Origin of the sequence: Pseudomonas sp. RA_15y_Pfl1_P11, from assembly GCF_963970975.1 — a bacterium.
In the GTDB taxonomy this organism is placed as follows: domain Bacteria; phylum Pseudomonadota; class Gammaproteobacteria; order Pseudomonadales; family Pseudomonadaceae; genus Aquipseudomonas; species Aquipseudomonas tritici.
Genome location: NZ_CAXAOY010000025.1, coordinates 20,006 through 44,946, shown reverse-complemented (window position 1 = coordinate 44,946; position 24,941 = coordinate 20,006). Strand labels below are relative to the sequence as shown.

The following is a 24,941-nucleotide window of genomic DNA, read 5'->3' as shown; positions in this document are numbered from 1 at the left end:
CCATGGATACGGCGGCAGCCAGTAACGGGCGTGTCGCGCTGGTGACAGGCGCGGCGCGGGGCATTGGCCTCGGGATTGCCGCGTGGCTGATCAGCGAAGGCTGGCAAGTCGTGTTGACCGACCTGGACCGCGAGCGCGGTTCCAGGGTGTCCAAGGTGCTGGGCGAAAACGCCTGGTTTATCACCATGGACGTGGCCGACGAGAAGCAAGTGGCCCAGGGCGTCGCCGAAGTGCTCGGGCAGTTCGGGCGCCTGGACGCGCTGGTGTGCAATGCGGCGGTCGCCGACCCGCGCAACATTACCCTGGAAAGCCTGGATCTGGCTTACTGGAATCGGGTGCTGGCTGTGAATCTCAGTGGGCCGATGTTATTGGCCAAGCACTGTGCGCCGTATCTTCGTGCCCATGGCGGTGCCATCGTCAACCTGGCGTCGACGCGGGCTCGCCAGTCGGAGCCGGACACCGAAGCCTATGCGGCGAGCAAGGGTGGCCTGCTGGCGCTGACTCACGCCTTGGCCATGAGCCTTGGGCCGGAAGTGCGGGTCAATGCGGTCAGCCCTGGCTGGATCGATGCGCGTGATCCCGCAGCCCGTCGCGCCGAGCCGCTGAGTGATACCGATCACGCCCAGCATCCGGCGGGCAGGGTGGGTACGGTCGAGGACGTGGCGGCGATGGTGGCGTGGTTGCTCTCGCGCCAAGCGGGGTTTGTCACCGGGCAAGAGTTTGTGGTGGACGGTGGCATGAGCAAGAAGATGGTCTATGAGCAGTGAGGGGCAGCTGCAAGCTTCAAGCTGTAAGTGAAAGCCGGTTTTCGGTAGCTTTTAACTTGCAGCTTGAAGCTTGCAACTTACAGCTGTTTTTGAAAAAAACTCAATCCTGCTATTGACTTAGGTCCGCTACCTGCGTAAATTTCGCGGCCTCAACGAAGCAAAGGGTGATTAGCTCAGCTGGGAGAGCATCTGCCTTACAAGCAGAGGGTCGGCGGTTCGATCCCGTCATCACCCACCACTTCTTGAGAGTTTTGCTCCAGGGCAAGACGCAACGTTAAAGGTTGCACCGACGCGCAGCGGTAGTTCAGTCGGTTAGAATACCGGCCTGTCACGCCGGGGGTCGCGGGTTCGAGTCCCGTCCGCTGCGCCATATTTTCCAAGCTTGATCTATCAGGCTTGAGATTGAACAGCCAAGGCTGATCGATCAGATGTTTAAAGACAGTTGAGGGTTTACGTTCAACTGGTCAAGCGATACGCAGCGGTAGTTCAGTCGGTTAGAATACCGGCCTGTCACGCCGGGGGTCGCGGGTTCGAGTCCCGTCCGCTGCGCCATATCTGCTTCAAGGCCCACTGAACGCCTTGAAGCACAAAGAAAGCCTTTGGCTACTTTGATCCGATAGCAAAGACCCTGGTCGAAAGACCGGGGTTTTTTGTGTCTGGGATTTGGCTTATGTGGGAAGCGGGCTTTCTAGCGAAGGCGGTTCTTCAGTCAATATTTCCCGTGACTGAACCACCGCATTCACGAGCAAGCCCGCACACAGTTGGATAGCGTTAGAAGCCCAACTTGTCGCGCAGCCCGTAATACCAGGCGCCAAGCGCCGCAAACGGCGTGCGCAGCAGTTGCCCACCCGGGAACGGGTAGTGCGGCAGGTCCGCAAACGCATCAAAACGCTCTGCCTGGCCTCTCAGCGCCTCCGTCAGTACCTTGCCCGCCAGGTGCGTGTACGTCACGCCATGGCCGCTGCAGCCTTGCGAGTAGTAAATGTTGTCACCCAGCCGACCGACTTGCGGCAAGCGCGACAAGGTCAGCAGGAAATTGCCGGTCCAGGCGTAGTCGATTTTCACGTCTTTGAGCTGCGGAAAGGCCTTGAGCATCTTCGGACGGATGATTGCCTCGATGTTTGCCGGGTCGCGTGCGCCATACACCACGCCACCGCCGAAGATCAGGCGCTTGTCGCTGGTGAGGCGGTAGTAGTCGAGCAGATAGTTACAGTCTTCGACGCAGTAATCCTGCGGCAGCAACGTCTTCGCCAACTCATCGCCCAGCGGCGCCGTGGTGATTACTTGCGTGCCACACGGCATTGATTTGGCGGCCAGTTCCGGTACCAGGTTGCCCAGGTAGGCATTGCCCGCGACGATGATGAACTTGGCCCTGACCTTACCCTCGGCGGTGTGCACCACTGGGTTGGCGCCGCGCTCGATGCGCACTGCTGCCGATTGCTCGTAGATCGTTCCGCCCAGCGATTCAACCGCTGCTGCTTCGCCCAAGGCCAGGTTGAGCGGGTGGATGTGCCCGCCACTCATGTCCAGCAAACCGCCGACGTAGTTGTCACAGGCCACCACTTCGCGGATGCGGCGTTCGTCCAGTAACTCAAGCTGCGTGTGGCCGTAGCGTTCCCACAGGCGCTTTTGCGACTCCAGGTGGCCCATGTGCTTGCTGTTAAGTGCGGCGAATACCCCGCCGTCCTTCAGGTCGCACTGGATCTGATACTTGGCGACGCGTTCACGAATGATCCTGCCGCCCTCAAACGCCATCTGCCCCAGCAACTGCGCCTGCTGCGGCCCGACGCTGCGCTCGATCACGTCGATATCACGGCTGTAGCTGTTAACGATCTGCCCGCCGTTTCGGCCCGAGGCGCCAAACCCCACCTTGGCGGCTTCCAGTACTGTCACGCGAAAACCGTTCTCCAGCAGAAACAGCGCGCTGGAAAGACCGGTATAGCCGGCGCCAATCACGCACACGTCGGTTTCGACCTCGCCTTGCAGTGCCGGGCGAGGTGGAACGGTATTCGCGGAAGCGGCGTAATACGACTGGGGGTAGGGGGTGTTCGCCATCCTGGAACCTCTGTTTTATATTTTTTACGAGTGCGCTGATCCTACCTGAGTTGAAAATTGCCTGCCAGCCACCCGAAATTCACGCGTGGGCTCCACGCCAATAAAAAATTCGCATATTCATAGGGTTAGCTGCAAAAAAGATGTTGACACCCCTCCGGAATTCCGTAGAATGCCGCCTCACAGCAGGCACGTAGCTCAGTTGGTTAGAGCACCACCTTGACATGGTGGGGGTCGTTGGTTCGAGTCCAATCGCGCCTACCAAACAAAATCCGCTCTGCTGGGCGGTCTAGAAGGGCTCACCGAAAGGTGGGCCCTTTTTTGTTTTTGTGTCGCATTTCGGCGTGCTCTATACACCGAGCTCCCGTCTCGCGCAGCCTTGTTCGTCCCGGGCTTACAGTGCTGGATTCGCTGGGTTAAACCCAAAAGGGCAGTGCAGTGGCCCGCTACTTCAAACGTCCAGGCAGTGACCAGATTGAAGACGTCGATTCGTTTCAGGTTCTGGCGATATAGTTTCTGGGTTTCCCTGATCTCCGCTTGGCCGGACTCTGGCGGCATTTGTTTATCTGGATGGTCGTCATAGGGCTGAGTTTTATCGCAGGCCCGCCTTGGATGGCAATCCTAAGTGCCGGTTTGCCAATCATCTACTGCTTTTTGATGCGTAAAATTGTGGCGGATGAGTCTTTGAAGAAGGGCTGGGTGGAGGTGGCTGATCCAAAGCTCACACTCAAGGTGGTTTCGCCAGCCTCTGAGTCACCTGCAGCGTAGGTGTTTCAATGCAGGCCCAGCTAATCGCTGGGCTTTTTGCATGTTGAACCCCGCAAGTGTCCCGCCACTATAAACAGGGTTTTTGAGGTCAGTCGCGCCGCTGGAAACCGAAGCGACAGCCTCAGCCGTTCCCTCCAAGAAATGCCTGCAGCACCACCAGTTCAACCACCGCGACCAACAGTAAAAACATTACGAATCCGAATGAGAACACGCGTTTTCGCCGTGGCGGGGTGCGGTCGCTTGCGATATCTAGATATCTGAGCACCAGGTCGATCAGCTTCCAGGTCAGCTCGAAAAATTCGCTCACAAGGACGGCTTACTTCGCCTTGGCACTCTTGATATCGCTGATCATCTGCTTGGCAATCGCCTGCACCTGCTTCTGCGTCATGGCCGAGGCAATGCCTTCCCAGGCGGACGATGAGGTGTCGTAGGTGCGCGAACCAATCGGTGCGCCGGATTTCAGGTCGGAGTAGTCGGCGCGGGAGAAGACCCAGGCGTTACCGACCAACACCCCGGCGACATACCGCGAGCCCGGCTCGATGTAGCGGAACTTGCTCACGTTGATGCTGATGGCGACACCTTCCTCATCACTCGGCGCTACAGCAGGGCTTTCCGTGACATTGAAACCGGCCTGGCGGGCTTCTACCTGGATCGCGTTGTTCCAGTCGCGCTTGAGTAGGTTCCAGTCCGGATTTTGCTCGACCGGGCCTTCGCCCTTGATGCTCACCACGAGGTTGTGTTTGGCGGAATCCGAGAGGGTCAGCGCGGCGCTACCACCGCTTTTTACCTTGGCGGCGCAGCCACCCAGCATGGATAAAGCAACGGCGCAGGAGAGGGCGATCAGGATTTTTTGGGCTTTCATTGAATGTCCATATCCACAGCAGTATTGAGTGAAGCGTGCGCGGGTTGCCAGCACACGGCTGATAAACGGGCGGCGCTAAGATGCGCGAATCCTTCCCGGTCTGTCCACACCTTGCTACGTACGCGCGACTCAATCACCCACAAAATTTATTGGTTTGCAGCAACAATTTTTCTTGTTGGACACCTCCCGCCCCAGCCAGCAAAGTTGCCGCCACTGACGCTCGACCTTCCGGGTCAACAATAAAAACCGAGCCGACTGCACGCCACTTCTTGCTGTGAACCCTTTGTTCACATCCTGCTGTAATGGCGCCGCAGCGCGCACTAAAGGACCTCTCCGCCATGCAAACTGTTGTGAACTTATGGCCGTTGATCGGCGTACTTGTGATCGTGGTTGGCTTTGTCTTGCGCATCAACCCTCTGCTGGTGGTCACCGCCGCCGCTATCGCCACCGGTTTTGCCGCCCATTTCCCACTGGAAAAAATCCTTGCCACCATGGGCGATGGTTTCCTTCAGACCCGAGCTCTGCAGTTGATTCTGTTGTTGCCCCTGGCGGTCATCGGCCTATTGGAGCGCCATGGGCTGCGCCTGCATGCGCAGAACTGGATTGCACGGTTCGAGCGCGCCACGGTCGGGCGCTTGTTGATCATTTACCTGTTTGTGCGCGAATCCACGGCCGCCATGGGCTTGACCAGTCTGGGCGGGCACCCGCAGATGGTGCGCCCGTTACTGGCGCCAATGGCCGAGGGTGCGGCGGAAAAACGCTACGGCAAGCTGCCAGACAAATTGCGTCACAAGGTGTTGGCCATGTGCGCCGCGACAGACAACGTCGGGCTTTTTTTTGGTGAAGACATCTTTGTCGCCTTTGGCGCCATCGCATTGATGCACACCTTCCTGCTCGGCTCAGGGATTGATGTGGAACCTCTGCACATCGCGGTGTGGGGCATTCCTACGGCGATCTGCGCGTTTATTATCCATGCGATCCGTCTGCATCGGTTTGACCGAAGGCTCACCCGTGAGATGACGTCTGCCGCCACCCCCGTGGAGGCCGCGCAATGATCATTTCCATTCAATACCTCTACTGGCTGGCCGGGGTGCTGCTGTTGATCACGGCGGGCATGATCGTGATGGACAGAACCCATCCCAAGCGCTGGTCCAGTGCGTTGTTCTGGCTGTTGTTCGCCATTCCGTTCCTGATCGGTGAACGCTTGCCGTCGGTGGTTATCGGTGTCGGCATCGTGGTCATGGCGTTGATCGCCGGCATGGGCGGCGTCGGACGTGGCAAGCATGCTGAGTTGCATGAAAAGGCTTCGCGTGCCAGTGCCGGTCGGCTGGGTCACAAACTGTTTATCCCTGCGTTGGCCATCCCCCTGACCACGGTGATCGGCTCGGTGTTGCTCAAACATACCGAAATCGGCGGCACACCGCTGTTGGACCCGAAAAACACCACTTTCGTCTCCCTCGGCATCGGCTGCCTGATCGCCCTCGGCCTTGCCTGCTGGCTGACCCGCGATACGCCGGTACAAGCCTTGCGCGAATCCCGCCGCCTCACAGAAGCCCTGGGCTGGGCCATGGTGCTGCCGCAAATGCTGGCGATGCTCGGCTTGCTGTTCAACGAAGCTGGGGTCGGCACGGCTGTAGCGCATGTCACTACCACCTATATCAACCTGGATTTCAAGTTGGTGGCGGTGATGGTCTACGTGTTGGGCATGGCCTTGTTTACAGTGATCATGGGGAACGGCTTCGCGGCTTTCCCGGTGATGACTGGCGGCGTCGGCGTGCCGGTACTGGTGGGAATCTACGGCGGTAACCCGGCGGTGATGGCAGCGATCGGCATGTTCTCCGGCTACTGCGGGACCTTGATGACGCCCATGGCCGCCAACTTCAATATTGTGCCGGCTGCGTTACTGGAGCTGCCGGACAAGAACGCGGTGATCAAGGCCCAATTGCCGACCGCGCTGATGATGCTGGTGGTCAATATCGTACTGCTTTACCTGTTGATGTGAGGTCGATATGCAAACTGTACTGCTGACGGGCTTCGAGCCCTTTGATCAAGACCCGGTGAATCCTTCCTGGGAAGCTGTGCGCCAACTGGATGGCGTGCTGCTGGGAAGCGATGTTCAGATCGTCGCGCGTCGGCTGCCGTGCGCCTTTGCGACCGCTGGCGAGTGCCTGACCCAGTTGATCGATGAGCTGCACCCGGCGATGGTGATCGCCACCGGCCTGGGGCCGGGGCGTAGCACTATCTCGATGGAGCGGGTGGCGATCAACATCAACGATGCACGCATCCCCGATAATCTGGGCGAGCAGCCTATCGATACGGCAGTCGTGGCTGGAGGCCCGGCAGCCTACTTCACGACGCTGCCGATCAAGGCGATGGTCAAGGCTGTGGGCAAAGCCGGAATTGCGGCATCGGTATCGCAAACAGCAGGCACCTTTGTGTGCAATCAGGTGTTCTATCGGCTGCAACACCAGTTGGCGGGATCCGGCGTGCGCAGTGGCTTTATCCATGTGCCTGATGTTTACGGGGCATGCCAGCCGCCGATGGTGCTGTCGACCCTGGTCGAGGGGTTGCGCATCGCGGTGTCTGCGGCATGGCAAACTTCGATGGATATCGTCGAAGTGGGCGGTCAGGTCAGTTGAGGGCTGGGCGTGAGCGCCAACCTTCAACTACAGTTCAGGGACACCCATTCCACGGTAATCGCCATGATCAAGTCTCTGAAATGCGTGTCTGTCGTGCTTTCGCTTTTCTTGTTTGCTGGCAGTGGTATGGCCTTGGCCGATCCTGGTAATGGCAAGGGGCAGGGGAACAATAAAGGCAATAGCTCGGTCGGGCAGGGGCATGACAAACCCAAAGGCAAAGGCGCATCGGGTAGTCACGGCCCCAGCGTCGATCGAGGCAGGGTACTGAATGTATTGGGTGGCTACCGCAACTACTGGAACCCGGAGCCAGCCTTGCCCCCTGGTATCCAGAAGAACCTCGCGCGCGGTAAGCCATTACCGCCGGGCATCGCCAAAAAACTGGATGGTCGTTTATTGGGCCAGTTGCCCCGTTATGATGGGTATGAATGGCAGCAAGCAGGTACCGATCTGATATTGGTGACCATTGCGTCGGGCATCATTTACGAAGTACTCAATGGCGCCTTTGACTGAAGGGGCAAACGTTACGCCACGCGTCCTGGGAAAAACAGCTCAAAGCAGGTCACGCCATCGTGGCTGCTCACGCTGTACCGCCCGCTATGCAACTGCATGATGGTCGCCACAATCGACAAGCCCAACCCATTGGATTGGGCGGAGCGTTCTCGTGATTCATCCACCCGGTAAAACCGTTCGAACAGTCGCGGCAGATGCTCGGCCGCTATGGTTTCGCCTTGGTTGCTGACCTTCAGGTAAATGCCCTCGGCATCAGGAACCGCCTGAATCAACAACTCAGTCCCCGGCGCACCATATTTGATGGCATTGGCGCACAGGTTCGCCAGCGCTCTGCGCAGTAACATCGGCTCCGCCCAGATCACCCCTTCACCCCTGGCCTGAATGCTGATGTCCACATCGCCCGCCAAGCCTTCAAAGTACTCGGCAATGCGTTCAACCTCATCCGTGGCACTGAGCTCCTGGCGTTGACGCAGGGCGCTGGCCGGGTCGGTGCGGGCCAGGAACAGCATGTTGTCGAGCATCCGTGCCAGGCGTTCAAGCTCTTCGACATTGGACGCCAGCAGTTGCTGATAGCTTTCGATGCTGCGGTTCTGTTGCAGGGCGACTTGGGTTTCGCCCAGCAGGTTATTGATTGGCGTGCGCAGTTCGTGGGCCATGTCGGTGGACACCTGGCCCAGTTGCACAAAGCCCTTGGCCAGTCGCTCAAGCATGGTGTTGAACGAATCAATCATCGGCAGCAGTTCTTTCGGTGCGCCATGGCTATCGAGGCGTTCGGCGAGGTTGCCGACGCCAATGCCCTGGGCGTGTCGGGCCAGGCGGCGCAACGGTAAGAGCCCGCGATGAACAAGCAGGTAACCGACCACTGCCAGGAGGATTGCGGCAATACTCGCCAAGATATAAACGCTCAAGCGATAGCTGGCGAGCACCGCGGTGCGCTCGGTCATCAGGCGTCCGCTGGTGACTTGCAGGCTGCCTAGGTCGCCGGAGTCGATGGAGGCGGCGACGGTGGAGAAGGGCACGCCATTCACGCCAGGCAGATGGTGCACGTCGGCGAGTCCCAGCGCGTGATCCTTCGCGACGGGTGGCACGGACGGCAAATCGATATTACCCGGGTTCACCAGCAGCAGCGGTTTTTGTCCCGGCGCGGCAATGCTCAGTACCGACTCGTGGTTACCCAGCATGTTCTGGAACAGTTCCGGCTTGGTCTTGATCAGGTCGAGCGTGTTGCTGTCGTTGAGCAAGTTGCGCAGTTGATCGACACGGGAAATCAATGCGGCATCGTCGCGCATGATCAGCTCCCGTTCGAGCTCGCGGTACAGCGCCACGCCCAGGGTAGCCAGCAGGGCGAAGGCGAGCAGCGCGAAGATCAACGCCAGGCGCAGGGTCAAGGAGTAATGACTGCGCCTGCTCATGGCTGGGTATCGAAGCGGTAGCCGATGCCCCGCACACTGTGAATCAGCTTGAGCTGGAACGGGTCGTCGATTTTCAAGCGCAGGCGTCGCACGGCCACGTCTACTACGTTGGTGTCGCTGTCGAAGTTCATGTCCCACACACGCGAGGCGATCAGCGAACGGGACAGCACCTGGTCCTGATGGGTCGCGAACAGGTGCAGCAGGGCGAACTCTTTGTTGGTCAGGGTGATGCGTGTGCCCGCGCGGGTGACGCGGCGTTTTAGCACGTCGATGTGCAGGTCGGCGATCTGTAGCTGCTCCTCTTCCCGGCTCGGGCCGCGGCGCGTCAGGGTACGCAAACGCGCCACCAATTCAGCGAAGGAAAACGGCTTGATCAGGTAATCATCGGCGCCCAATTCCAGGCCCTTGATGCGGTCGGCAATGTCGTCGCGGGCTGTAAGGAAAAGCACTGGCGTGTCGGCTTCCTTGCGCAGACGGCGCAGCACTTCCCAACCGTCCATTTTCGGCATCATCACATCCAGCACGATGACGTCGAACGGCGTTTCCAGGGCTTGGTGCAAGCCATCCACGCCGTCACGGGCGAGGCTGACGGAATAACCCAGCTCCTGAAGGCCGTTGAGCAGGTAGTTGCCGGCTTTGGGTTCGTCTTCGACTACAAGAATGTTCATGGGAAGTGCCTTGTCTCTATGCGTGGCGCAAGTGTAGCCCGATCAATTGTCACTAGGGCAACCGGTGGCCAGGACCTGGTAGTCCAACACGTGTTCACGGCCCTGGCTGTCCAGGTAGTTGAGTTGCGCCGGGACAATGCCGCATCGGCCGTAGGTGTCGGTGCTCGACAGTACTTTGGCCACATCCAGGTGCACGAAGAAGCCGGTTTTGTCGTGGATCACGGGTTCGGCAGCAAACACAGAACCGGTTGCGAGCAGAGCGGTAAAGCCGAGGATAAACAGTTTCATGACGGTATCTCTGTAAAAGGGTTGGCTGTCACGTCGTGGCAGTGAGTACACGGTAACCAGCCATCCCGAACAGCTCACCAACAGGATGATGACAAGTTTGTAATGCGGGGCTCAGGGTTGACGCCAGCGTAGGAATGGCCGACCAGCACGGTAGGGCCGTCTTGTTGGTCCAGTACGCGGTTGGTGGCGGCGACGTCTTCGGCCACCGAGGTCAACGGGTTCTGCACGGCGGTAACGTGCAAGCCGGTGACCTGGAGGCGGGTGATGACCTCGGACCAGCTCGAACCGTCAGCCCATGAGCCATGTACCAGCACCACGTTATTGCCTTTGATCGGTGCGACCGTGCCGGCCATGGCGGTGCCAGTGCCCAGCATCAGCAGGCTGGCGGCGATCAGGCAGAGTTTGCTTGCAGGTTTCATGGTGGGACCCTTTTCATCAGGAGGAAGTGGCGTCATCCGGCGTGGGTGACTGACGACTTCGCTGTATGAAGTGAGGGTGCTGCCAAGACTTGCGGCTGCCTTACAAACCTGTAATGCATCCGACGTCGGTTGCGTTTACAAGTGCCGAGGTGATCCGTAGATTGCATCGGGCCGATATTTGTTAAAGTCGATGAGGAAACCAAGCAGTGTCCATCCAAGGTTCAGCTGTATTCAACCGCCGTTACCGTGCCTTTCTATTTGATATGGATGGGACGTTGCTCAATTCCATTGCCGCTGCCGAACGGGTGTGGAGCATCTGGGCTGAACGCCATGGCCTGGATGTGGCAGCGTTTTTGAAGACCATTCACGGTGCCCGTGCGATCGATACCATCACAGGCCAGGCATTGCCAGGCGTCGATCCTGAGGTGGAGGCACAATGGATTACCGAGGCTGAAATCAATGATGTGGACGGTGTTGTTGCGATCCCCGGCGCGGTCACGTTTTTGAATAGCCTGCCGGGTGATCAGTGGGCGCTGGTCACTTCCGCACCCAGGGAACTGGCGTTGCGCCGGCTGCAAGCGGCAGGTATTGCGCCGCCGGCGGTGCTGGTGACCGCTGAAGATGTTGCCGTCGGCAAGCCGAACCCCGCGTGTTACGTGCTGGGCGCGCAACGCCTGGGTGTGCCGGTGCAGGATTGTCTGGTGTTTGAAGACGCGGCGGTAGGCATCCGGGCGGCAGAGGCAGCAGGGGCGGATGTGATGGTCGTGACGTCGACACATCACACGCCTATGGTCACCGAGCATCCTTCGATTGACGGGTATGAACCGTTGAAGGTGCAGTGCGACGCAGACGGCTTGTTGTATGTGCAGAGCGGTGCTGCCTGACACAAAAAAGGCCGAGCCCGTTAACGGCCTCGGCCTTGTTCGGCAATGGCTGGATCGGGCGGCTGCATCCGATCATTCCTCATGCCTTGGCGTGACAGCACCATCTCCCGGAGAACTTCATTGGCCAGCCGCGCGATTGCTTCGGCGCCCTGATAATGGGCGCGTACGATCCCGGTAATTGCAAAGTGGTCGGTTTCCGGGCCGCTGAGCACTGCCGAAAGCGTTCCGTCCGCATGCAATGTGCAAGTCACTTGATAGCTGGGCAGGCGGGCTGCCAGTGCGGACTCGATTTTCGATTTACTCAGGGTATCCATCTTGCTTCAGCCCCTTTTACTGATCATGCACGCCCAAGCATAGGTCGAGTTGGAGCGCTGTAAACACCGGCGATCTGATAGCGACGAATGCGGTATCAGCGTGTCATTTGTCGGCACAACCGACGTTGCACGGCCCGCTGGATGGGTTTGAGGCAAAACAGGAACAGGTAGCCGCCGAGCAGCAGCGCCAGGTCCAGCCACGAGTGGGGGGCGGTGGAGCCAGTGCCTTCGATTGCGTACCTCAAGCCATAGGTCAGCCCGACGAAGATCAACCCTATCAATAGGGCGATCAACCAAGACCTGTAGGCAAATTGTGGGGTGGTCGTAGGCCTCATTGACGTGCTCCTGAATGCACACGAATGGCTAGAGTCAGTCAGGAGATTCGGCCTTGAATGAAAGAGCAAGTTCCAAGCGTGAAGACAGTTTCATCTTGTCCACGAAGATGAACACATTGGCGACGTCACTCACGCAATAAAGACAAAAGCAGTTCCAAGGAGTTTTCGCCAGCCGTTACAGTGAACGAAAGGGCTGGCTACTGAAGGCACTTCAAGGCGTTTGGTTTTTGTCCGGAGCAGTCAGGCCGGCCTGGATGCGCTGGTAGATCTCCTCGCGATGCACGGCAACATCCTTGGGGGCGTTGATGCCGATTCGTACTTGCTGGCCGCTGACGCCCAGAATGGTGATCGTGATGTCATCACCGATGTTTATGCTTTCACCAACTTTGCGGGTGAGTATAAGCATGGACTTCTCCTTGATTACTTTTAAGGACACATGTTTCAGACAGGGCAGGTGTCGGATGTGTGTAGCGTACTGCTTAGCGCTTCCCTGTGACTGCCTCTTTTTAGGACGCATAGAGGCGACATTAATTCCCATGGCGGCATCATACAGGTCTGCGATACATCATTCGCATTGTTTAATCCAACGTTTATGACGGCCAGAATAGACAGCGAATGATAAAGTCGCCTCTTTATCTTTAAAGGAGCAGGGCAGTGCGTAAAGTAGCGATGGCAATTGCGGTGTTGGCACTGGCCGGTTGCGGTGAAGGCAAAAGCGTCGATGCGCCAAAGGCCAAGCCTGTCGTGACCGAAAGCCAGCCCCAGACCGGCGCGATTGCCGCCCAGGAATGGGACGTGCGGGTTGGCCCGCCGGACCACAAGTTGCAGGCGATTACCGACCTCACGGCCTGGTTGCTGGAACATGGTTTCAATTTTTACATCGTGAAGGTAGACGGCAAGGACGACGTACTGCTGGGGCCGTTTGCAACCAAGGCCGAAGCCGAAGCCAAGCAGACGCTGCTCAACGAGAAAATGGCCCGAGCCAAGAAAACCGATACTGTTTCAGAAATCATTGAACACAAGGCTACGCAGTAACGACTTGGACGGGCGGGGTTTCCGCCCTTTTTCAACCGCAGGCTTTAAGGTTCACCGGGCCGACAAACTCATTGCCGCGTCCCATCACGCACGCCACGGTCTGGTTGCGCTGACGTTCCCAGGACTGCACCGGGTAGGTCTTGTTCCAGGCTTCGTATAACTGGCGATCCTGTTTCGACAGGCGCAAGCCGTATCGCTTGCTCATGTAGAAATACGTGCGAGCGATCATTCCCCGAATGGAAGGGCGTGGCATTACCTTCTTCGCCTTGAAGTCCACCTGGGTCAGGCATGAGCCGTACTGCCCGCTTTGCACCGGCAGCCAGCCAAAACTGAAGTTATTACGGTCACCATTGACCTCGCCTATGCTCGGCACCAGGTTGTGCAGGTCGGCTTCGGCGCGTTTGAACACGTCATCATGGCGCGTACAGTTCTTGCGCCCGCCGTTCTGCCAGCACTGGCGCTGATGCCCGATCTGCCAGGCCGGAACGATGTGCTCCCACTCGATGCGCGCGGCACGGTTGGCGTTTTTGCGTGGGATGTAGCCACAGGCTTTCAGGTCCACGCGGTTGCCGGTGTATTTGCACCCGCAATAAAACTCGGTGGATTGTGGGGCGTACAGTTTCCACGCGACTTTCTTGGCTTCGCTGAAGGTTCGGGGCGCTTGGGCGTGGGCGGTAACGGCGAAAAACAGGCAACACACAGCGATAAAACGGACACTCATTGAATCAATCTTCCTTCGGCACAACCCAGAAAATCTGCACACCGCCATCGTCCCGATAGGCGAGGGTGACGTTGTCGTTCTCCGCGATTTCCTCCAGCAAGCGCGCCCACTCATCCTCCGGCTCTTCCGGCAAACGGAAAATCAAAGCCGCCTTGGCTTTCTGGGCGTTGGTCGAATTGATGATCTTTTGCACACGAATGGCCAGGCGTTCGTAGGCACCAGGTGGGGTTGGCACTGCGGGAGAGGACTTTGCCACGGAGTATTCCTTAGTTTGCTGTACGCACATACAGTATTTAACTGTAGGCGATTTCGCAACTGCTTAAACTTCAAGAAGTCCGTCTGACAGCAATTCAGGTAATTTGGTGTAGGGCGCAGGTGTTTTTATCGAAGGGTTTGCGAGGAGGCAGGGGCGGGCAAGCCGCTCCTGCCGAGGTATCACCGGGAATCAATACTCCCAGAACATCCGTTGCAGCTCTTTGCTGTCCTGAGTCTTGGTCAGGGCGACCATCGCCAGGATGCGCGCTTTCTGCGGGTTCAGGTCGAGCGCCGCGACCCAGTCGTACTTGTCGTCAGGCTGTTCGGCATTACGCAAAACCATGCCGCCGGCATTGACGTGGGAGGAACGAATGATCTGCACGCCTTGCTTGCGCAGCTCCACCAGTGCAGGTACGACTTTGGACGATACCGAGCCGTTGCCGGTACCGGCGTGGATGATGGCTTTGGCGCCCGCTTGAGCCAGGGCCTTGTAGGCGGTGTCGCTCACGTTGCCATAGCCATAGGCGATCTCGACATCGGGCAGGCTCTTGATGTTTTTGATATCAAACTCCGAGTCCATGGTGTGACGCTTGGCTGGCAAGCGGAACCAGTAGGATTTGCCTTCAACCACCATGCCCAGTGGGCCCCATGGGCTCTTGAACGCTTCGGTCTTGATATTGATCATCTTGCTGACGTCGCGACCCGACTGGATCTCGTCGTTCATGGTAACCAGCACGCCTTTACCGCGTGCCTCTTTGCTGCTGGCCACGGCCACGGCGTTGTACAGGTTGAGCATGCCGTCTGCCGACATCGCGGTGCCTGGACGCATGGAGCCGACCACCACGATGGGCTTGTCGGTCTTTTCTACCAGGTTCAGGAAGTAGGCGGTTTCTTCCAGAGTGTCGGTACCGTGAGTGATCACGATGCCGTCCACGTCCTTGCTGTCAGCCAGTTCGGCGACGCGACGACCCAGTTGCAGCAGGTTTTCATTGTTGATGCTTTCAGACGCAATTTGCATCACTTGCTCGCCGCGTACGTTGGCGATCTGGCTAAGCTCAGGAACACCGGCGATCAATTGCTCAATGCCGACCTTGGCGGCCTGGTAGGTGGCGCTGTTGGCGGCGGAGGCGCCAGCACCGGCAATAGTGCCGCCGGTGGCGAGGATCACCACGTTGGACAGTTTGGTCTTGGTTTCAACGTCCTTTGCCTGGGCGGCAACGGGGAACAGCAGCAGGAGGGCCAACGCGCCCGGAACAAAAGTCTTCAGTGCAGATTTCATTATTTTTCTCTCTGGTTTTTGATGAGTGCTGTAGCAGGTTCATCTAGAACACCCGGGCGGTTCTGAATGCCACGAGGTGGTTGAGTAGAGCAGGATCTGTACCAGGCCGATTGTGCGCGCGGACGTAAAATAACTTATTGATTTGTAAGAATTTATATTCTTTTCGTGGCCTGTTAGACCGAGTGGGCGTCCGGCTTTCCGAACATCGGGCTGTATTGCGTTCGGTTGTCCGAAAAAAGTTGGCGGTCGGTCCTTCGAGTTTGTAGGCGTGGCGCGGCACGGCCTGTCGTTTTAGAGAGCGGCCGGGGAGGGCGGTGTTTAATCACATCCTTTGTCAGGCGCGAGCGAGGTGCTGTATGGCTTGAATGAAAGGCTGCTTTCAACCGTTGACAAATCTCGACAAGGTTCTCATAGTTTGAATAACGCAAACGTTTGCGAGATGTTTCACGTAACACGCCTGAAGTGTCGTGACAGCTCGTATCAGCCGCCCGGGTGGGAAGGCTGCCGAAGCACTCTTCGGTGCAAGCGTTGCTCACAATAATCATAAGATCGGAGTGAACCCATGAAGCTGCCATTCGCTGGACGTCTTCTTGCTGTCGCTGTGCTTGCTGCCGCATCCGCCGCTTTGCCTCTTTCCTCTGCATTTGCTGATGACGCCGCCGCCAAACCCAAGGTCGGCCTGGTCATGAAATCCCTCGCCAATGAATTCTTCGTCACCATGCAAGACGGTGCCAAGGCTTATCAGAAAGATCACGCCGCCGATTTCGACATGATCACCAACGGGATCAAGAACGAAACCGATACCAGCGCGCAGATCGATATCGTGAAGCAGATGATCCTGTCCAAGGTCAATGCCATCGTTATCGCGCCAGCTGACTCCAAGGCGCTGGTGAAAGTGCTGGAGGATGCCTCTAAAGCCGGGATCAAGATCGTCAACATCGACAACCGCCTGGATCCGGCTGTGCTGAAAAGCAAAAACCTCGATATCCCTTTCGTAGGCCCGGATAACCGCAAAGGCGCCAAGCTGGTGGGCGATTACCTGGCCAAGCAACTGGCCTCGGGTGACAAGGTCGGCATTATCGAAGGCGTCCCGACCACAACCAACGCCCAGCAGCGCACAGCTGGCTTCAAGGATGCGATGGACGCTGCCGGCCTGAAGATCGTCTCTACGCAATCCGGTAACTGGGAAATTGACGAAGGCCGCAAAGTGGCTTCCGCCATGCTGAGCGAGTATCCGGACCTCAAGGCCCTGTTGGCCGGTAACGACAACATGGCCCTGGGCGCCGTGTCCGCTGTGCGTGCGGCAGGCAAGGCCGGCAAGGTGCTGGTCGTAGGCTACGACAACATTGAGGCTATCAAGCCGATGCTGCAGGACGGCCGTGTGCTGGCGACCGCCGACCAGGCTGCTGCCCAGCAAGCCGTGTTCGGTATCCAGAACGCGCTCAAGCTGGTCAAGGGTGAGAAAGTCGATTCCAAAGACGGCGTGATCGAAACCCCGGTCGAACTCGTCCTCAAGAAGTAATCCTGGCAGCACCCAACAGCGTCCGCTCGTCCTGAGCGGGCGCCTGGAGATTTTCCTATGTCATCTTCCGCCCCGAACGCTGTCCTCTCGGTCAGCGGTATCGGCAAGACCTATGCCCAACCGGTTCTGTCCGACATCACCCTGACGCTCAATCGTGGTGAAGTGCTGGCGCTGACTGGTGAGAACGGCGCAGGCAAAAGTACCTTGTCGAAGATCATCGGCGGGTTGGTCACACCCACCACCGGGCACATGCAGTTTAATGGCCAGGACTACCGTCCAGCCAGCCGCACCCAGGCCGAAGAGCTGGGCGTGCGCATGGTTATGCAGGAACTCAACCTGCTGCCCACGTTGACCGTGGCCGAAAACCTGTTTCTGGATAACCTGCCCAGCCACTGTGGCTGGATCAGCCGCAAGCAACTGCGCAAGGCTGCGATTGAGGCCATGGCCCAGGTCGGCCTGGACGCCATCGACCCGGATACCTTGGTCGGCACCCTGGGCATTGGCCATCAGCAAATGGTCGAGATCGCCCGCAACCTGATCGGCGATTGCCACGTATTGATCCTCGACGAGCCCACGGCGATGCTTACCGCCCGTGAAGTCGAGATGCTGTTTGAACAAATCACTCGTCTGCAGGCCCGGGGCGTGGCGATCATTTACATTTCACACCGGCTGGAAGAGCTGGCCCGTGTTGCTCAGCGCATTGCAGTGTTGCGCGACGGCAAGTTGGTGTGTGTCGAGCCGATGGCCAATTACAACAGCGAACAACTGGTCACCTTGATGGTCGGTCGTGAACTGGGCGAACACATTGACCTGGGCCCACGCACCATTGGTGGCCCGGCCCTGACGGTAAAAGGCTTGACCCGCTCGGACAAAGTCCGCGACGTGTCCTTTGAAGTGCGCGCAGGTGAGATTTACGGCATTTCCGGCCTGATCGGCGCCGGTCGTACTGAATTGTTACGCCTGATCTTCGGCGCCGACCTTGCCGACAGCGGCACTGTTGCACTCGGTTCGCCGGCTCAAGTGGTGAGCATCCGCTCGCCGGTAGACGCGGTGGGCCATGGCATTGCTTTGATCACCGAGGACCGCAAGGGCGAAGGCCTGCTGCTGACCCAGTCCATCAGCGCCAACATTGCCCTGGGCAACATGCCGGAAATTTCCGGAGGCGGTTTGGTCAACAGCCGCAACGAAACCGCACTGGCCAAGCGCCAGATCGATGCCATGCGCATTCGCAGTTCCAGCCCGGCGCAGTTGGTGTCCGAGCTGTCTGGCGGTAACCAGCAGAAAGTGGTGATTGGCCGCTGGCTGGAGCGCGATTGCTCGGTGATGCTGTTCGATGAGCCGACTCGCGGTATCGACGTCGGTGCCAAATTCGACATCTATGCCTTGCTCGGCGAATTGACCCGCCAGGGCAAAGCGCTGGTGGTGGTGTCCAGCGATCTGCGTGAACTCATGCTGATCTGTGATCGCATCGGTGTGTTGTCCGCTGGGCGCCTGATCGACACCTTCGAGCGCGACAGCTGGACTCAGGACGAATTGCTCGCCGCCGCCTTTGCCGGCTATCAAAAACATGATGCGCTGCTCAACGACGCAGTGCTTAGGGATACCCCATGAAAACCACCACTTCACCCGGTAAAGCCGGCGGCAACTTCTATGGCCTGGGCACTTACCTGGGCCTGGCGGGCGCTTTGCTGGCGATGATTGCGCTGTTTTCGGTGCTCAGCGACCACTTCCTGTCCTACGCCACCTTCAGCACCCTGGCCAACCAGATTCCGGACCTGATGGTTCTGGCGGTGGGCATGACCTTCATCCTGATCATCGGCGGCATCGACCTGTCAGTGGGCTCGGTGCTGGCACTGGCGGCCTCGGCCGTCAGCGTGGCCATTCTCAGTTGGGGCTGGAGTGTATTGCCGGCCGCAGTGCTGGGTATGGGCTGCGCGGCATTGGCCGGCACCATCACCGGCTCGATCACCGTGGCCTGGCGCATTCCTTCATTTATCGTGTCCCTCGGCGTGCTGGAAATGGCCCGTGGTGTGGCGTACCAGATGACCGGATCGCGCACGGCTTACATCGGTGATTCGTTTGCCTGGCTGTCCAACCCGATTTTCTTCGGTATCTCACCGTCGTTCATCATTGCCTTGCTGGTGATCATCGCCGCGCAACTCGTACTGACGCGTACTGTGTTTGGTCGCTATCTGATCGGTATCGGCACCAACGAAGAAGCCGTGCGCCTGGCTGGGATCAATCCCAAGCCTTACAAGATCCTGGTGTTCAGCCTCATGGGCCTGCTGGCCGGCGTGGCGGCGTTGTTCCAGATATCGCGCCTTGAAGCAGCGGACCCAAACGCGGGTTCCGGCCTGGAGCTGCAAGTGATCGCTGCGGTGGTCATCGGTGGTACCAGCCTGATGGGCGGGCGTGGTTCGGTGATCAGTACTTTTTTTGGTGTGTTGATTATTTCGGTATTGGCCGCTGGCCTTGCGCAGATCGGTGCCACGGAACCCACTAAGCGCATCATCACCGGTGCCGTGATCGTGATTGCCGTGGTTCTGGATACCTACCGCAGCCAGCGCGCCAGTCGGCGAGGCTGAACCATGGCAACGATCAAGGATGTGGCCGCGCTTGCAGGTATTTCCTACACCACGGTGTCCCATGTGGTGAATAAGACTCGCCCTGTCAGCGAGCCGGTACGCATCAAGGTCGAGGCGGCGATCAAGCAACTCGACTATGTGCCCAGCGCTGTCGCGCGTTCACTCAAAGCCAAGACCACGGCCACCATCGGTTTGCTGGTGCCCAATAGCCTTAACCCATATTTTGCGGAGCTGGCCCGGGGCATCGAGGATTACTGCGAGCGTAATGGCTATTGCGTGATCCTCTGCAACTCCGACGACAACGCTGAAAAGCAGCGCAGCTATCTGCGCGTATTGCTGGAGAAGCGTATCGATGGCTTGATCGTGACCTCGGTGGGTGGCGACGACAGTGGCCTTGCCGCAGGCTTGAGTGCGGTGCGTACGCCCATGGTGATCGTCGACCGCGCGCTGGATGGCATTGACGTGGACCTCGTGCGTATCGATCACGAGGAGGGCGCCTACCTGGCGACCCGACACTTGCTCGACCTGGGCCACCGCGATATCGCCTGCATTGGCGGCCCGGCCCATACCCGCGTCGCGCAGATGCGTCTGGCGGGTTATCACCGCGCGTTGAGTGAGGCGGGCGTGGCGGTGGGGGCCAATCGCACCCAGGAAAGTGATTTCACCAGCACTGGCGGTTATGCCGCCGCCGTGCAATTACTGGCGCAAAATCCGCCCAGCGCCATTTTTGCCAGCAACGACATGATCGGTTTCGGCGTGTTGCGCGCAGCGGCGGAGCGTAATATCCGCGTGCCGGGTGAGCTGTCGGTGATCGGTTTCGATGACATTCAAATGGGCCGCTACGTCTATCCGGCGCTGACCACGGTCGGGCAATCGATCGTGCAACTGGGCGAAACAGCGGCCGAGCTTTTACTGCGAAGAATTGCAACCCCCCAACTGCCGATCGATCAACGCATCGTGACGCCGAGCATCGTATTGCGTGAGTCGACGGCGCCCGTCGCCGGTACGTTCGCGCAATACCGCTGAACCGAATTGATGAGTACTGATGTATGCCAGCAAAAGTAGTGGTAGTGGGCAGTTTGAACATGGACCTGGTCACCCGCGCCAGCCGGTTGCCGCGTGCCGGTGAAACCCTCATCGGCCAAACGTTTTCCACGGTGCCTGGCGGAAAGGGCGCGAACCAGGCTGTAGCGTCGGCGCGACTGGGCGCCGATGTTTCGATGATAGGTTGTGTCGGTACCGATGCCTATGGCGCCCAGTTGCGTGACGCGCTGTTGGTGGAAGGCATCGACTGCCAGGCCGTCAGCAGCGTGGACGGCTCCAGTGGCGTGGCATTGATCGTAGTGGATGACAGCAGCCAGAACGCGATTGTGATTGTCGCGGGCAGTAACGGCGAACTCACGCCGGCCTCGTTGCAGGCGTTCGACGCGGTGCTGCAGGCGGCCGACGTGATCGTTTGCCAGCTGGAAGTGCCGATGGACACTGTGGGCTACACCCTCAAGCGCGGGCGTGAATTGGGCAAGACGGTGATCCTCAACCCGGCCCCGGCCAGCGGTCCATTGCCGGCTGAGTGGTACGCCTCGATTGACTACCTGATCCCCAATGAAAGCGAAGCGACCGCTCTGAGCGGTGTGATGGTCGACTCCATTGAGAGCGCCAAGGCGGCGGCGACCCAGCTGATTCAGGCGGGCGCCGGCAAGGTCATCATCACGCTGGGCTCTCAGGGCGCGCTGTTTGCCGACGGCCAGGGCTTTGAGCATCTGCTGGCGCCGAAGGTTAAGGCTGTGGATACCACGGCGGCAGGCGATACCTTTGTCGGTGGTTTTGCCTCGGCGTTGGCCGATGGCAAAAGCGAGGCCGAGGCGATTCGTTTTGGTCAGGTCGCGGCGGCGTTGTCGGTCACCCGAGCCGGTGCGCAACCCTCTATTCCAACGCTGCACGACGTACAAGGTTTTGTGCCCTCATGAAAAAGACACCTCTGCTGAATATCGCACTGTCGCGTGTGATCGCCTCCCTGGGGCATGGCGACATCCTGGTGATTGGCGATGCCGGCCTGCCGGTGCCGCCGGGCGTCGAGTTGATTGACCTGGCGTTGACCCAGGGCATCCCGGACTTCATCAGCACTTTGCGTATCGTGCTCAGCGAAATGCAGGTGGAAAGCCATGTGCTGGCCGAAGAAATCCTGCTCAAGCAGCCGCCGGCGCTGGCCGACCTCAATACGCTCACAGAGCAGGCAGCCCTCGGTGAGCGGCGCCTGGCCAGCCATGAAGAATTCAAGCTGCTCAGCCGCAAGGCGCGCGCCGTAGTGCGCACCGGCGAATGCCAGCCTTACTGCAATATCGCGCTGGTGTCCGGCGTAACCTTCTAGAGTTCCCAACGACAAGGAGTGTTTTATGCAACGTGGTCTCCCAACCCTGAAAAACCTGTTCCGGAGTGTCCTGCTTTTGTCCGCACTCACAGCAGCGAGCGCCCACGCGGCGGAAAAAATCGACCTGATCATCGACACCGACCCAGGCGCCGATGATGTGGTGGCATTGCTCTTCGCCATGGCTTCGCCGGAGGAACTGAACATTCGTGCGCTGACCACCGTCGCCGGTAACGTGCGCCTGGACAAGACCTCCCGCAACGCACGCCTGGCCCGCGAGTGGGCAGGGCGCGAGGAAATCCCGGTCTACGCCGGTGCGCCAGCGCCGCTGCTGCGCACGCCGATCTACGCTGAGAATATTCATGGCAAGGAAGGTATTTCTGGCGTCACTGTGCATGAACCTAAAAAAGGCCTGGCTGACGGTAATGCCGTTGATTACCTGATCAAGACCCTGAGCACTGCCAAGCCTCACAGCATTACTATCGCCATGCTCGGCCCGCAGACCAACCTGGCGCTGGCACTGACCCAGGCGCCGGAAATCACCCAAGGCATCAAGGAAGTGGTGGTGATGGGTGGCGCGCACTTCAATGGCGGCAATATCACCCCGGTGGCGGAGTTCAACCTGTTCGCTGACCCGATCGCGGCCGAGATTGTGCTCAAAAGTGGCGTCAAGCTGACCTACCTGCCGCTGGACGTGACTCACAAGGTACTGACCAGCGAGGCGCGCTTGAAAAAGATTGCCGACATCAATAACAATGCGAGCAAGGTTGTCGGCGACATTCTCAATGAGTACGTCAAGGGCGACATGGAGCATTACGGCATCCCGGGCGGCCCGGTGCATGACGCTACCGTCATTGCTTACCTGCTCAAGCCTTCGCTGTTCAGCGGTCGTCAGGCCAATGTGGTGGTGGACAGCCGAGAAGGCCCGACCTTCGGCCAGACCATTGTCGATTGGTACGACGGCCTGAAACACGAAAAGAACGTGTTCTGGGTTGAGAACGGTGATGCGCAGGGCTTTTTCGATTTGTTGACCGAGCGTCTCGCGCGCCTGAAGTAATGTGTTGACTGGTCGGCGTTCGTCGGCCGGTTCTTATTCGAGCTCGGGGTTGTGTGCCCCCATGTGGTCGGCCGGGTATTTCTCGAATACCTGGCCGATGAACGCCTGCGCCGCCCGTGTGCCCAATTCCTTGACCAGCAGGTCGATACCGATGATGGCCAATTCCTCCGGGCTTCCGGGGCTGTAGGAGCTCTGTCCCTGGGGCCACTTGGCTTTGATGTCGGCTTGGAGCGTTACGGTGGTCATGACTATCTCGCGGGGCTAAAAGTGCTGTGTAGTGCGCTGGAGCGCGGTTCTTACCGGGGCAGTTAACCATTTTACGTTGCGTTTGGCACTGATACTTAGGCATGAGGTGGCTCGGAATGACGTCGGCGCTGTGCGACACTGTCGGCCTGTTTAATTGCCGGGGAACACCACGTGCAGATCGACCTGAACAACCCCGAGAACCTGACCCTGGCGAATGTGCGCCAACTGCTGGCCAGTGCCAGCGACGACGAACATACCCAGTTACGGGTGACCAAAGCCGGAATCGCCTTTATCTCTTCAGGCCACGCTGTAGGCGGTGTGGACATCGACGGGCTGCTGTTTCGCCTGGAGACCTGGGCCAAAGGCTCCGGATACGTAGGCAATGTGGCCGCCAGCGACGAGGTCTGGGTGACGCAGATTTTCAACGCGTTAAAACAGAACTGGCCACACCCAGAATTCGCCTACATCGACATCTACTGATTTCATTCATATCTGGTCACGATTGACCGGGCGAATGCCTGTCGAGAGTCAGGCAGACTTGCCCTGCGGCGATTTACGTCTTGAAACCAATCCGCCCAATCGCTGTCGCACGATCTCTGTCCATTTTTTATCATAGGAGGCTTCATGCCTTGGAAGCTCGCATCATTCGGTACTTTGTTGGCAGCACTCGCGTTGGCGGGTTGCAGCACCCCGGGTGCCTCTGAGCCAGCCAAAGACGCCGCCGCGGCCGGTGCCGGTTACAGCCGCTGTGAGTCGAAGGCCGCCGAATTCACCATAGGCCAGAAAGCTTCGCCCCAGTTGCTGGACCAGGCGCGTACGCGAGCCGGTGCGCAGAACGCACGAATCCTCAAGCCGAACGACATGATTACCCTCGAATACCGCTCCGACCGCTTGAACCTGAGCACCGACGACAACCTGGTGATCACGCGGGTCAATTGCGGCTAAGCCTCTGCTGGCTTTTGCAGCGCCCATAAAAAACCCCGTCACATGGACGGGGTTTTTTTAGCTCAGCGGAGAATTACTCGCCGCGAACTTGTGCCGCTTGCATACCCTTTTGGCCTTTCTCGGCCACGAAGGAAACGGTTTGGCCTTCTTTCAGGCTTTTGAAACCGTCGCTTTCGATAGCTTTGAAGTGTACGAACAGGTCGTCACCGCCACCTTGAGGAGTGATGAAGCCGAAGCCTTTTTCATCGTTGAACCATTTAACGGTGCCGGTTTGGCGATTAGACATGGTGTATCTCCAAGAAACATATATTTGTCAGTAGTGCTGTGCTGCTCAGGCCAACTGGGCACACAGGGCTATCATAGTCGAAATGTTCGGCTTGGGAGCCCCCCCAAGGCATTGTTTGCTAATCAATCGCGTTGCGTTTGATTCTTTGGTCGGCTGAAAGCCCCGATTTACGGGGCTTTAGCTCGAAATATCAGCTCGTAAAAAAAGCCGTAAAAGCTGCGTAATTTGTGAGAAACGGCAGTTTTCGGGCCATTTTTCCGGCGAAACAGGCATGTGAGCCGCCAAGAATCTTACTTTTTCTTCACGACTTTGCAGGACGAAATAGCCGCGACTGCCTTGTTTTTAAGCTCCGGGCTGGCGTTCTGGTTGGTCATGAGTTCCTTGATCTCCGCAGTGCTCAATTCGGCGTTGATCTTGTCTGCGCCACATTCGCAATGGGCTTTGGCAGTTTTGGCATCCACATTCTGGCTCGCAGCTGCGCTGCAATCGCTGACGAAGCTGTCGCGAGCACCGGCTGGCCAGTTCGACGGGGCAGCTGCCTGTGCGCCGAGAGAAAGGAGGGTCAGGGAAGCGGCGAGAGCGAGGGTAGAGGTGAAACGCATCATGAGGATGCTCCTTTGGGTCGAGGACGAACGGCGATTCTCAGTGGGTTTGAGGCGTTGCGTACAGCTCAAGTTCACTTTTGCAGCTATAAAGGCCGGAATTTGTGTTTACGCAAGATGGCGGC

31 protein-coding genes, 4 tRNA genes and 1 pseudogene are annotated in these 24,941 nt (G+C 58.5%); 20 read left to right on the top strand and 16 right to left on the bottom strand.

Annotated features, from left to right (window positions below; translation table 11 throughout):
• The first annotated feature begins 2 nt into the window (after nucleotides 1-2).
• The 4 genes from AACY44_RS25105 to AACY44_RS25090 all read left to right on the top strand — a co-directional run bounded on the left by AACY44_RS25105 (nucleotide 3) and on the right by AACY44_RS25090 (nucleotide 1,319).
• Nucleotides 3-767: an SDR family oxidoreductase gene (locus AACY44_RS25105; RefSeq protein WP_339420613.1), complete on the top strand. Its 765-nt coding sequence runs from the start codon at nucleotides 3-5 to the stop codon at nucleotides 765-767.
• 162 nt (nucleotides 768-929) lie between these two features.
• Nucleotides 930-1,005: transfer RNA gene (locus tag AACY44_RS25100), tRNA-Val, on the top strand.
• Between the two features lie 55 nt (nucleotides 1,006-1,060).
• Nucleotides 1,061-1,137, top strand: a tRNA-Asp gene (locus AACY44_RS25095).
• 105 nt (nucleotides 1,138-1,242) lie between these two features.
• Nucleotides 1,243-1,319, top strand: a tRNA-Asp gene (locus tag AACY44_RS25090).
• Nucleotides 1,320-1,538: 219 nt separating this feature from the next.
• Here AACY44_RS25090 and AACY44_RS25085 read toward each other — a convergent pair.
• Entirely contained in the window at nucleotides 1,539-2,822 is a 1,284-nt protein-coding gene (locus AACY44_RS25085; protein ID WP_339531276.1) for an NAD(P)/FAD-dependent oxidoreductase, read from the bottom strand.
• 184 nt (nucleotides 2,823-3,006) lie between these two features.
• Here AACY44_RS25085 and AACY44_RS25080 point away from each other — a divergent pair.
• Nucleotides 3,007-3,083 (top strand) — tRNA-Val (locus tag AACY44_RS25080).
• A 625-nt stretch (nucleotides 3,084-3,708) separates the two neighbouring features.
• Here AACY44_RS25080 and AACY44_RS25075 read toward each other — a convergent pair.
• A complete protein-coding gene (locus AACY44_RS25075; protein WP_339437348.1) occupies nucleotides 3,709-3,894 on the bottom strand; it encodes a hypothetical protein in 186 nt (61 codons plus the stop codon).
• Between the two features lie 9 nt (nucleotides 3,895-3,903).
• The gene (locus tag AACY44_RS25070) at nucleotides 3,904-4,449 is read right to left on the bottom strand and encodes a hypothetical protein (RefSeq protein ID WP_339531274.1); all 546 of its coding nucleotides are present in this window, start codon (nucleotides 4,447-4,449) and stop codon (nucleotides 3,904-3,906) included.
• 338 nt (nucleotides 4,450-4,787) lie between these two features.
• On the opposite strand from AACY44_RS25070, the gene AACY44_RS25065 reads away from it, so the two are divergent.
• The 4 genes from AACY44_RS25065 to AACY44_RS25050 all read left to right on the top strand — a co-directional run bounded on the left by AACY44_RS25065 (nucleotide 4,788) and on the right by AACY44_RS25050 (nucleotide 7,598).
• Entirely contained in the window at nucleotides 4,788-5,504 is a 717-nt protein-coding gene (locus AACY44_RS25065; RefSeq protein WP_339420616.1) for a DUF969 domain-containing protein, read from the top strand.
• Nucleotides 5,501-6,451, top strand: coding sequence for a DUF979 domain-containing protein (locus AACY44_RS25060; protein WP_339420617.1), 951 nt, complete (start codon nucleotides 5,501-5,503; stop codon nucleotides 6,449-6,451). Before AACY44_RS25065 ends, AACY44_RS25060 begins: the two co-directional genes overlap by 4 nt.
• Nucleotides 6,452-6,458: 7 nt before the next feature.
• On the top strand, nucleotides 6,459-7,088 hold the full coding sequence (pcp, locus tag AACY44_RS25055; protein WP_339420618.1) for a pyroglutamyl-peptidase I: 630 nt from the start codon (nucleotides 6,459-6,461) through the stop codon (nucleotides 7,086-7,088).
• Between the two features lie 63 nt (nucleotides 7,089-7,151).
• Nucleotides 7,152-7,598 (top strand): anti-virulence regulator CigR family protein, encoded by a 447-nt coding sequence (locus AACY44_RS25050; RefSeq protein ID WP_339420619.1) that lies wholly within the window; start codon nucleotides 7,152-7,154, stop codon nucleotides 7,596-7,598.
• A gap of 11 nt (nucleotides 7,599-7,609) precedes the next feature.
• Here AACY44_RS25050 and AACY44_RS25045 read toward each other — a convergent pair whose 3' ends face one another.
• The 4 genes and pseudogenes from AACY44_RS25045 to AACY44_RS25030 all read right to left on the bottom strand — a co-directional run.
• Entirely contained in the window at nucleotides 7,610-9,010 is a 1,401-nt protein-coding gene (locus AACY44_RS25045; protein ID WP_339437346.1) for a heavy metal sensor histidine kinase, read from the bottom strand.
• Complete coding sequence (locus tag AACY44_RS25040; protein ID WP_049712399.1) at nucleotides 9,007-9,678, bottom strand: heavy metal response regulator transcription factor; 672 nt, start codon at nucleotides 9,676-9,678, stop codon at nucleotides 9,007-9,009. The genes AACY44_RS25045 and AACY44_RS25040 overlap by 4 nt, the downstream gene beginning before the upstream one ends.
• A gap of 42 nt (nucleotides 9,679-9,720) precedes the next feature.
• Nucleotides 9,721-9,966 carry a DUF2790 domain-containing protein gene (locus AACY44_RS25035; RefSeq protein ID WP_339439320.1) on the bottom strand — a complete coding sequence of 82 codons (246 nt, stop codon included), beginning with the start codon at nucleotides 9,964-9,966 and terminating at the stop codon, nucleotides 9,721-9,723.
• A gap of 92 nt (nucleotides 9,967-10,058) precedes the next feature.
• Nucleotides 10,059-10,385 (bottom strand): annotated as a pseudogene (locus AACY44_RS25030) (alpha/beta fold hydrolase); the annotation flags it as partial.
• A 206-nt stretch (nucleotides 10,386-10,591) separates the two neighbouring features.
• On the opposite strand from AACY44_RS25030, the gene AACY44_RS25025 reads away from it, so the two are divergent.
• A complete protein-coding gene (locus AACY44_RS25025) occupies nucleotides 10,592-11,269 on the top strand; it encodes an HAD family hydrolase (RefSeq protein WP_339420623.1) in 678 nt (225 codons plus the stop codon).
• Nucleotides 11,270-11,289: 20 nt separating this feature from the next.
• Here the strand turns inward: AACY44_RS25025 and AACY44_RS25020 are convergent, their stop codons facing one another.
• The 3 genes from AACY44_RS25020 to csrA form a co-directional block, all read right to left on the bottom strand.
• Complete coding sequence (locus AACY44_RS25020; RefSeq protein ID WP_339420624.1) at nucleotides 11,290-11,583, bottom strand: hypothetical protein; 294 nt, start codon at nucleotides 11,581-11,583, stop codon at nucleotides 11,290-11,292.
• Nucleotides 11,584-11,678: 95 nt separating this feature from the next.
• On the bottom strand, nucleotides 11,679-11,918 hold the full coding sequence (locus AACY44_RS25015; protein ID WP_339420625.1) for a hypothetical protein: 240 nt from the start codon (nucleotides 11,916-11,918) through the stop codon (nucleotides 11,679-11,681).
• Nucleotides 11,919-12,129: 211 nt separating this feature from the next.
• Nucleotides 12,130-12,324, bottom strand: coding sequence for a carbon storage regulator CsrA (gene csrA / locus AACY44_RS25010; RefSeq protein ID WP_003192511.1), 195 nt, complete (start codon nucleotides 12,322-12,324; stop codon nucleotides 12,130-12,132).
• A 263-nt stretch (nucleotides 12,325-12,587) separates the two neighbouring features.
• Between csrA and AACY44_RS25005 the strand changes: the two genes are divergently transcribed.
• Complete coding sequence (locus AACY44_RS25005) at nucleotides 12,588-12,953, top strand: SPOR domain-containing protein (protein ID WP_339420641.1); 366 nt, start codon at nucleotides 12,588-12,590, stop codon at nucleotides 12,951-12,953.
• Between the two features lie 31 nt (nucleotides 12,954-12,984).
• Here AACY44_RS25005 and AACY44_RS25000 read toward each other — a convergent pair whose 3' ends face one another.
• The 3 genes from AACY44_RS25000 to AACY44_RS24990 form a co-directional block, all read right to left on the bottom strand.
• Complete coding sequence (locus AACY44_RS25000) at nucleotides 12,985-13,674, bottom strand: endonuclease I family protein (protein WP_339420626.1); 690 nt, start codon at nucleotides 13,672-13,674, stop codon at nucleotides 12,985-12,987.
• A 4-nt stretch (nucleotides 13,675-13,678) separates the two neighbouring features.
• Nucleotides 13,679-13,930, bottom strand: coding sequence for a DUF1654 domain-containing protein (locus tag AACY44_RS24995; RefSeq protein WP_082224448.1), 252 nt, complete (start codon nucleotides 13,928-13,930; stop codon nucleotides 13,679-13,681).
• Nucleotides 13,931-14,119: 189 nt separating this feature from the next.
• On the bottom strand, nucleotides 14,120-15,208 hold the full coding sequence (locus tag AACY44_RS24990) for an asparaginase (RefSeq protein ID WP_339420628.1): 1,089 nt from the start codon (nucleotides 15,206-15,208) through the stop codon (nucleotides 14,120-14,122).
• Nucleotides 15,209-15,770: 562 nt separating this feature from the next.
• Here AACY44_RS24990 and AACY44_RS24985 point away from each other — a divergent pair.
• The 7 genes from AACY44_RS24985 to AACY44_RS24955 are packed head-to-tail and all read left to right on the top strand — an operon-like array spanning nucleotide 15,771 to nucleotide 22,737.
• A complete protein-coding gene (locus tag AACY44_RS24985; protein WP_049712409.1) occupies nucleotides 15,771-16,730 on the top strand; it encodes a sugar ABC transporter substrate-binding protein in 960 nt (319 codons plus the stop codon).
• A gap of 57 nt (nucleotides 16,731-16,787) precedes the next feature.
• Nucleotides 16,788-18,341 carry a sugar ABC transporter ATP-binding protein gene (locus AACY44_RS24980; protein WP_339531271.1) on the top strand — a complete coding sequence of 518 codons (1,554 nt, stop codon included), beginning with the start codon at nucleotides 16,788-16,790 and terminating at the stop codon, nucleotides 18,339-18,341.
• A complete protein-coding gene (locus tag AACY44_RS24975; protein WP_339420631.1) occupies nucleotides 18,338-19,315 on the top strand; it encodes an ABC transporter permease in 978 nt (325 codons plus the stop codon). The genes AACY44_RS24980 and AACY44_RS24975 overlap by 4 nt, the downstream gene beginning before the upstream one ends.
• A gap of 3 nt (nucleotides 19,316-19,318) precedes the next feature.
• Nucleotides 19,319-20,341: a LacI family DNA-binding transcriptional regulator gene (locus AACY44_RS24970; RefSeq protein ID WP_339420632.1), complete on the top strand. Its 1,023-nt coding sequence runs from the start codon at nucleotides 19,319-19,321 to the stop codon at nucleotides 20,339-20,341.
• Nucleotides 20,342-20,364: 23 nt separating this feature from the next.
• Complete coding sequence (rbsK, locus tag AACY44_RS24965; protein ID WP_339420633.1) at nucleotides 20,365-21,282, top strand: ribokinase; 918 nt, start codon at nucleotides 20,365-20,367, stop codon at nucleotides 21,280-21,282.
• Entirely contained in the window at nucleotides 21,279-21,683 is a 405-nt protein-coding gene (rbsD, locus tag AACY44_RS24960) for a D-ribose pyranase (RefSeq protein WP_314566768.1), read from the top strand. The genes rbsK and rbsD overlap by 4 nt, the downstream gene beginning before the upstream one ends.
• 25 nt (nucleotides 21,684-21,708) lie before the next feature.
• The gene (locus AACY44_RS24955; RefSeq protein ID WP_339439326.1) at nucleotides 21,709-22,737 is read left to right on the top strand and encodes a nucleoside hydrolase; all 1,029 of its coding nucleotides are present in this window, start codon (nucleotides 21,709-21,711) and stop codon (nucleotides 22,735-22,737) included.
• A gap of 33 nt (nucleotides 22,738-22,770) precedes the next feature.
• Here the strand turns inward: AACY44_RS24955 and AACY44_RS24950 are convergent, their stop codons facing one another.
• Nucleotides 22,771-22,983 carry a hypothetical protein gene (locus tag AACY44_RS24950; RefSeq protein WP_339420635.1) on the bottom strand — a complete coding sequence of 71 codons (213 nt, stop codon included), beginning with the start codon at nucleotides 22,981-22,983 and terminating at the stop codon, nucleotides 22,771-22,773.
• A gap of 171 nt (nucleotides 22,984-23,154) precedes the next feature.
• On the opposite strand from AACY44_RS24950, the gene AACY44_RS24945 reads away from it, so the two are divergent.
• Together AACY44_RS24945 and AACY44_RS24940 are read left to right on the top strand one after the other, a co-directional pair.
• Entirely contained in the window at nucleotides 23,155-23,463 is a 309-nt protein-coding gene (locus AACY44_RS24945; RefSeq protein ID WP_339420636.1) for a hypothetical protein, read from the top strand.
• Nucleotides 23,464-23,607: 144 nt separating this feature from the next.
• Nucleotides 23,608-23,928, top strand: a complete 321-nt coding sequence (locus tag AACY44_RS24940) for an I78 family peptidase inhibitor (protein WP_339420637.1) — start codon at nucleotides 23,608-23,610, stop codon at nucleotides 23,926-23,928.
• 73 nt (nucleotides 23,929-24,001) lie between these two features.
• Here the strand turns inward: AACY44_RS24940 and AACY44_RS24935 are convergent, their stop codons facing one another.
• A complete protein-coding gene (locus AACY44_RS24935; protein ID WP_003234260.1) occupies nucleotides 24,002-24,214 on the bottom strand; it encodes a cold-shock protein in 213 nt (70 codons plus the stop codon).
• A 290-nt stretch (nucleotides 24,215-24,504) separates the two neighbouring features.
• A complete protein-coding gene (locus AACY44_RS24930; protein ID WP_015884935.1) occupies nucleotides 24,505-24,819 on the bottom strand; it encodes a hypothetical protein in 315 nt (104 codons plus the stop codon).
• Nucleotides 24,820-24,941: the final 122 nt, after the last annotated feature.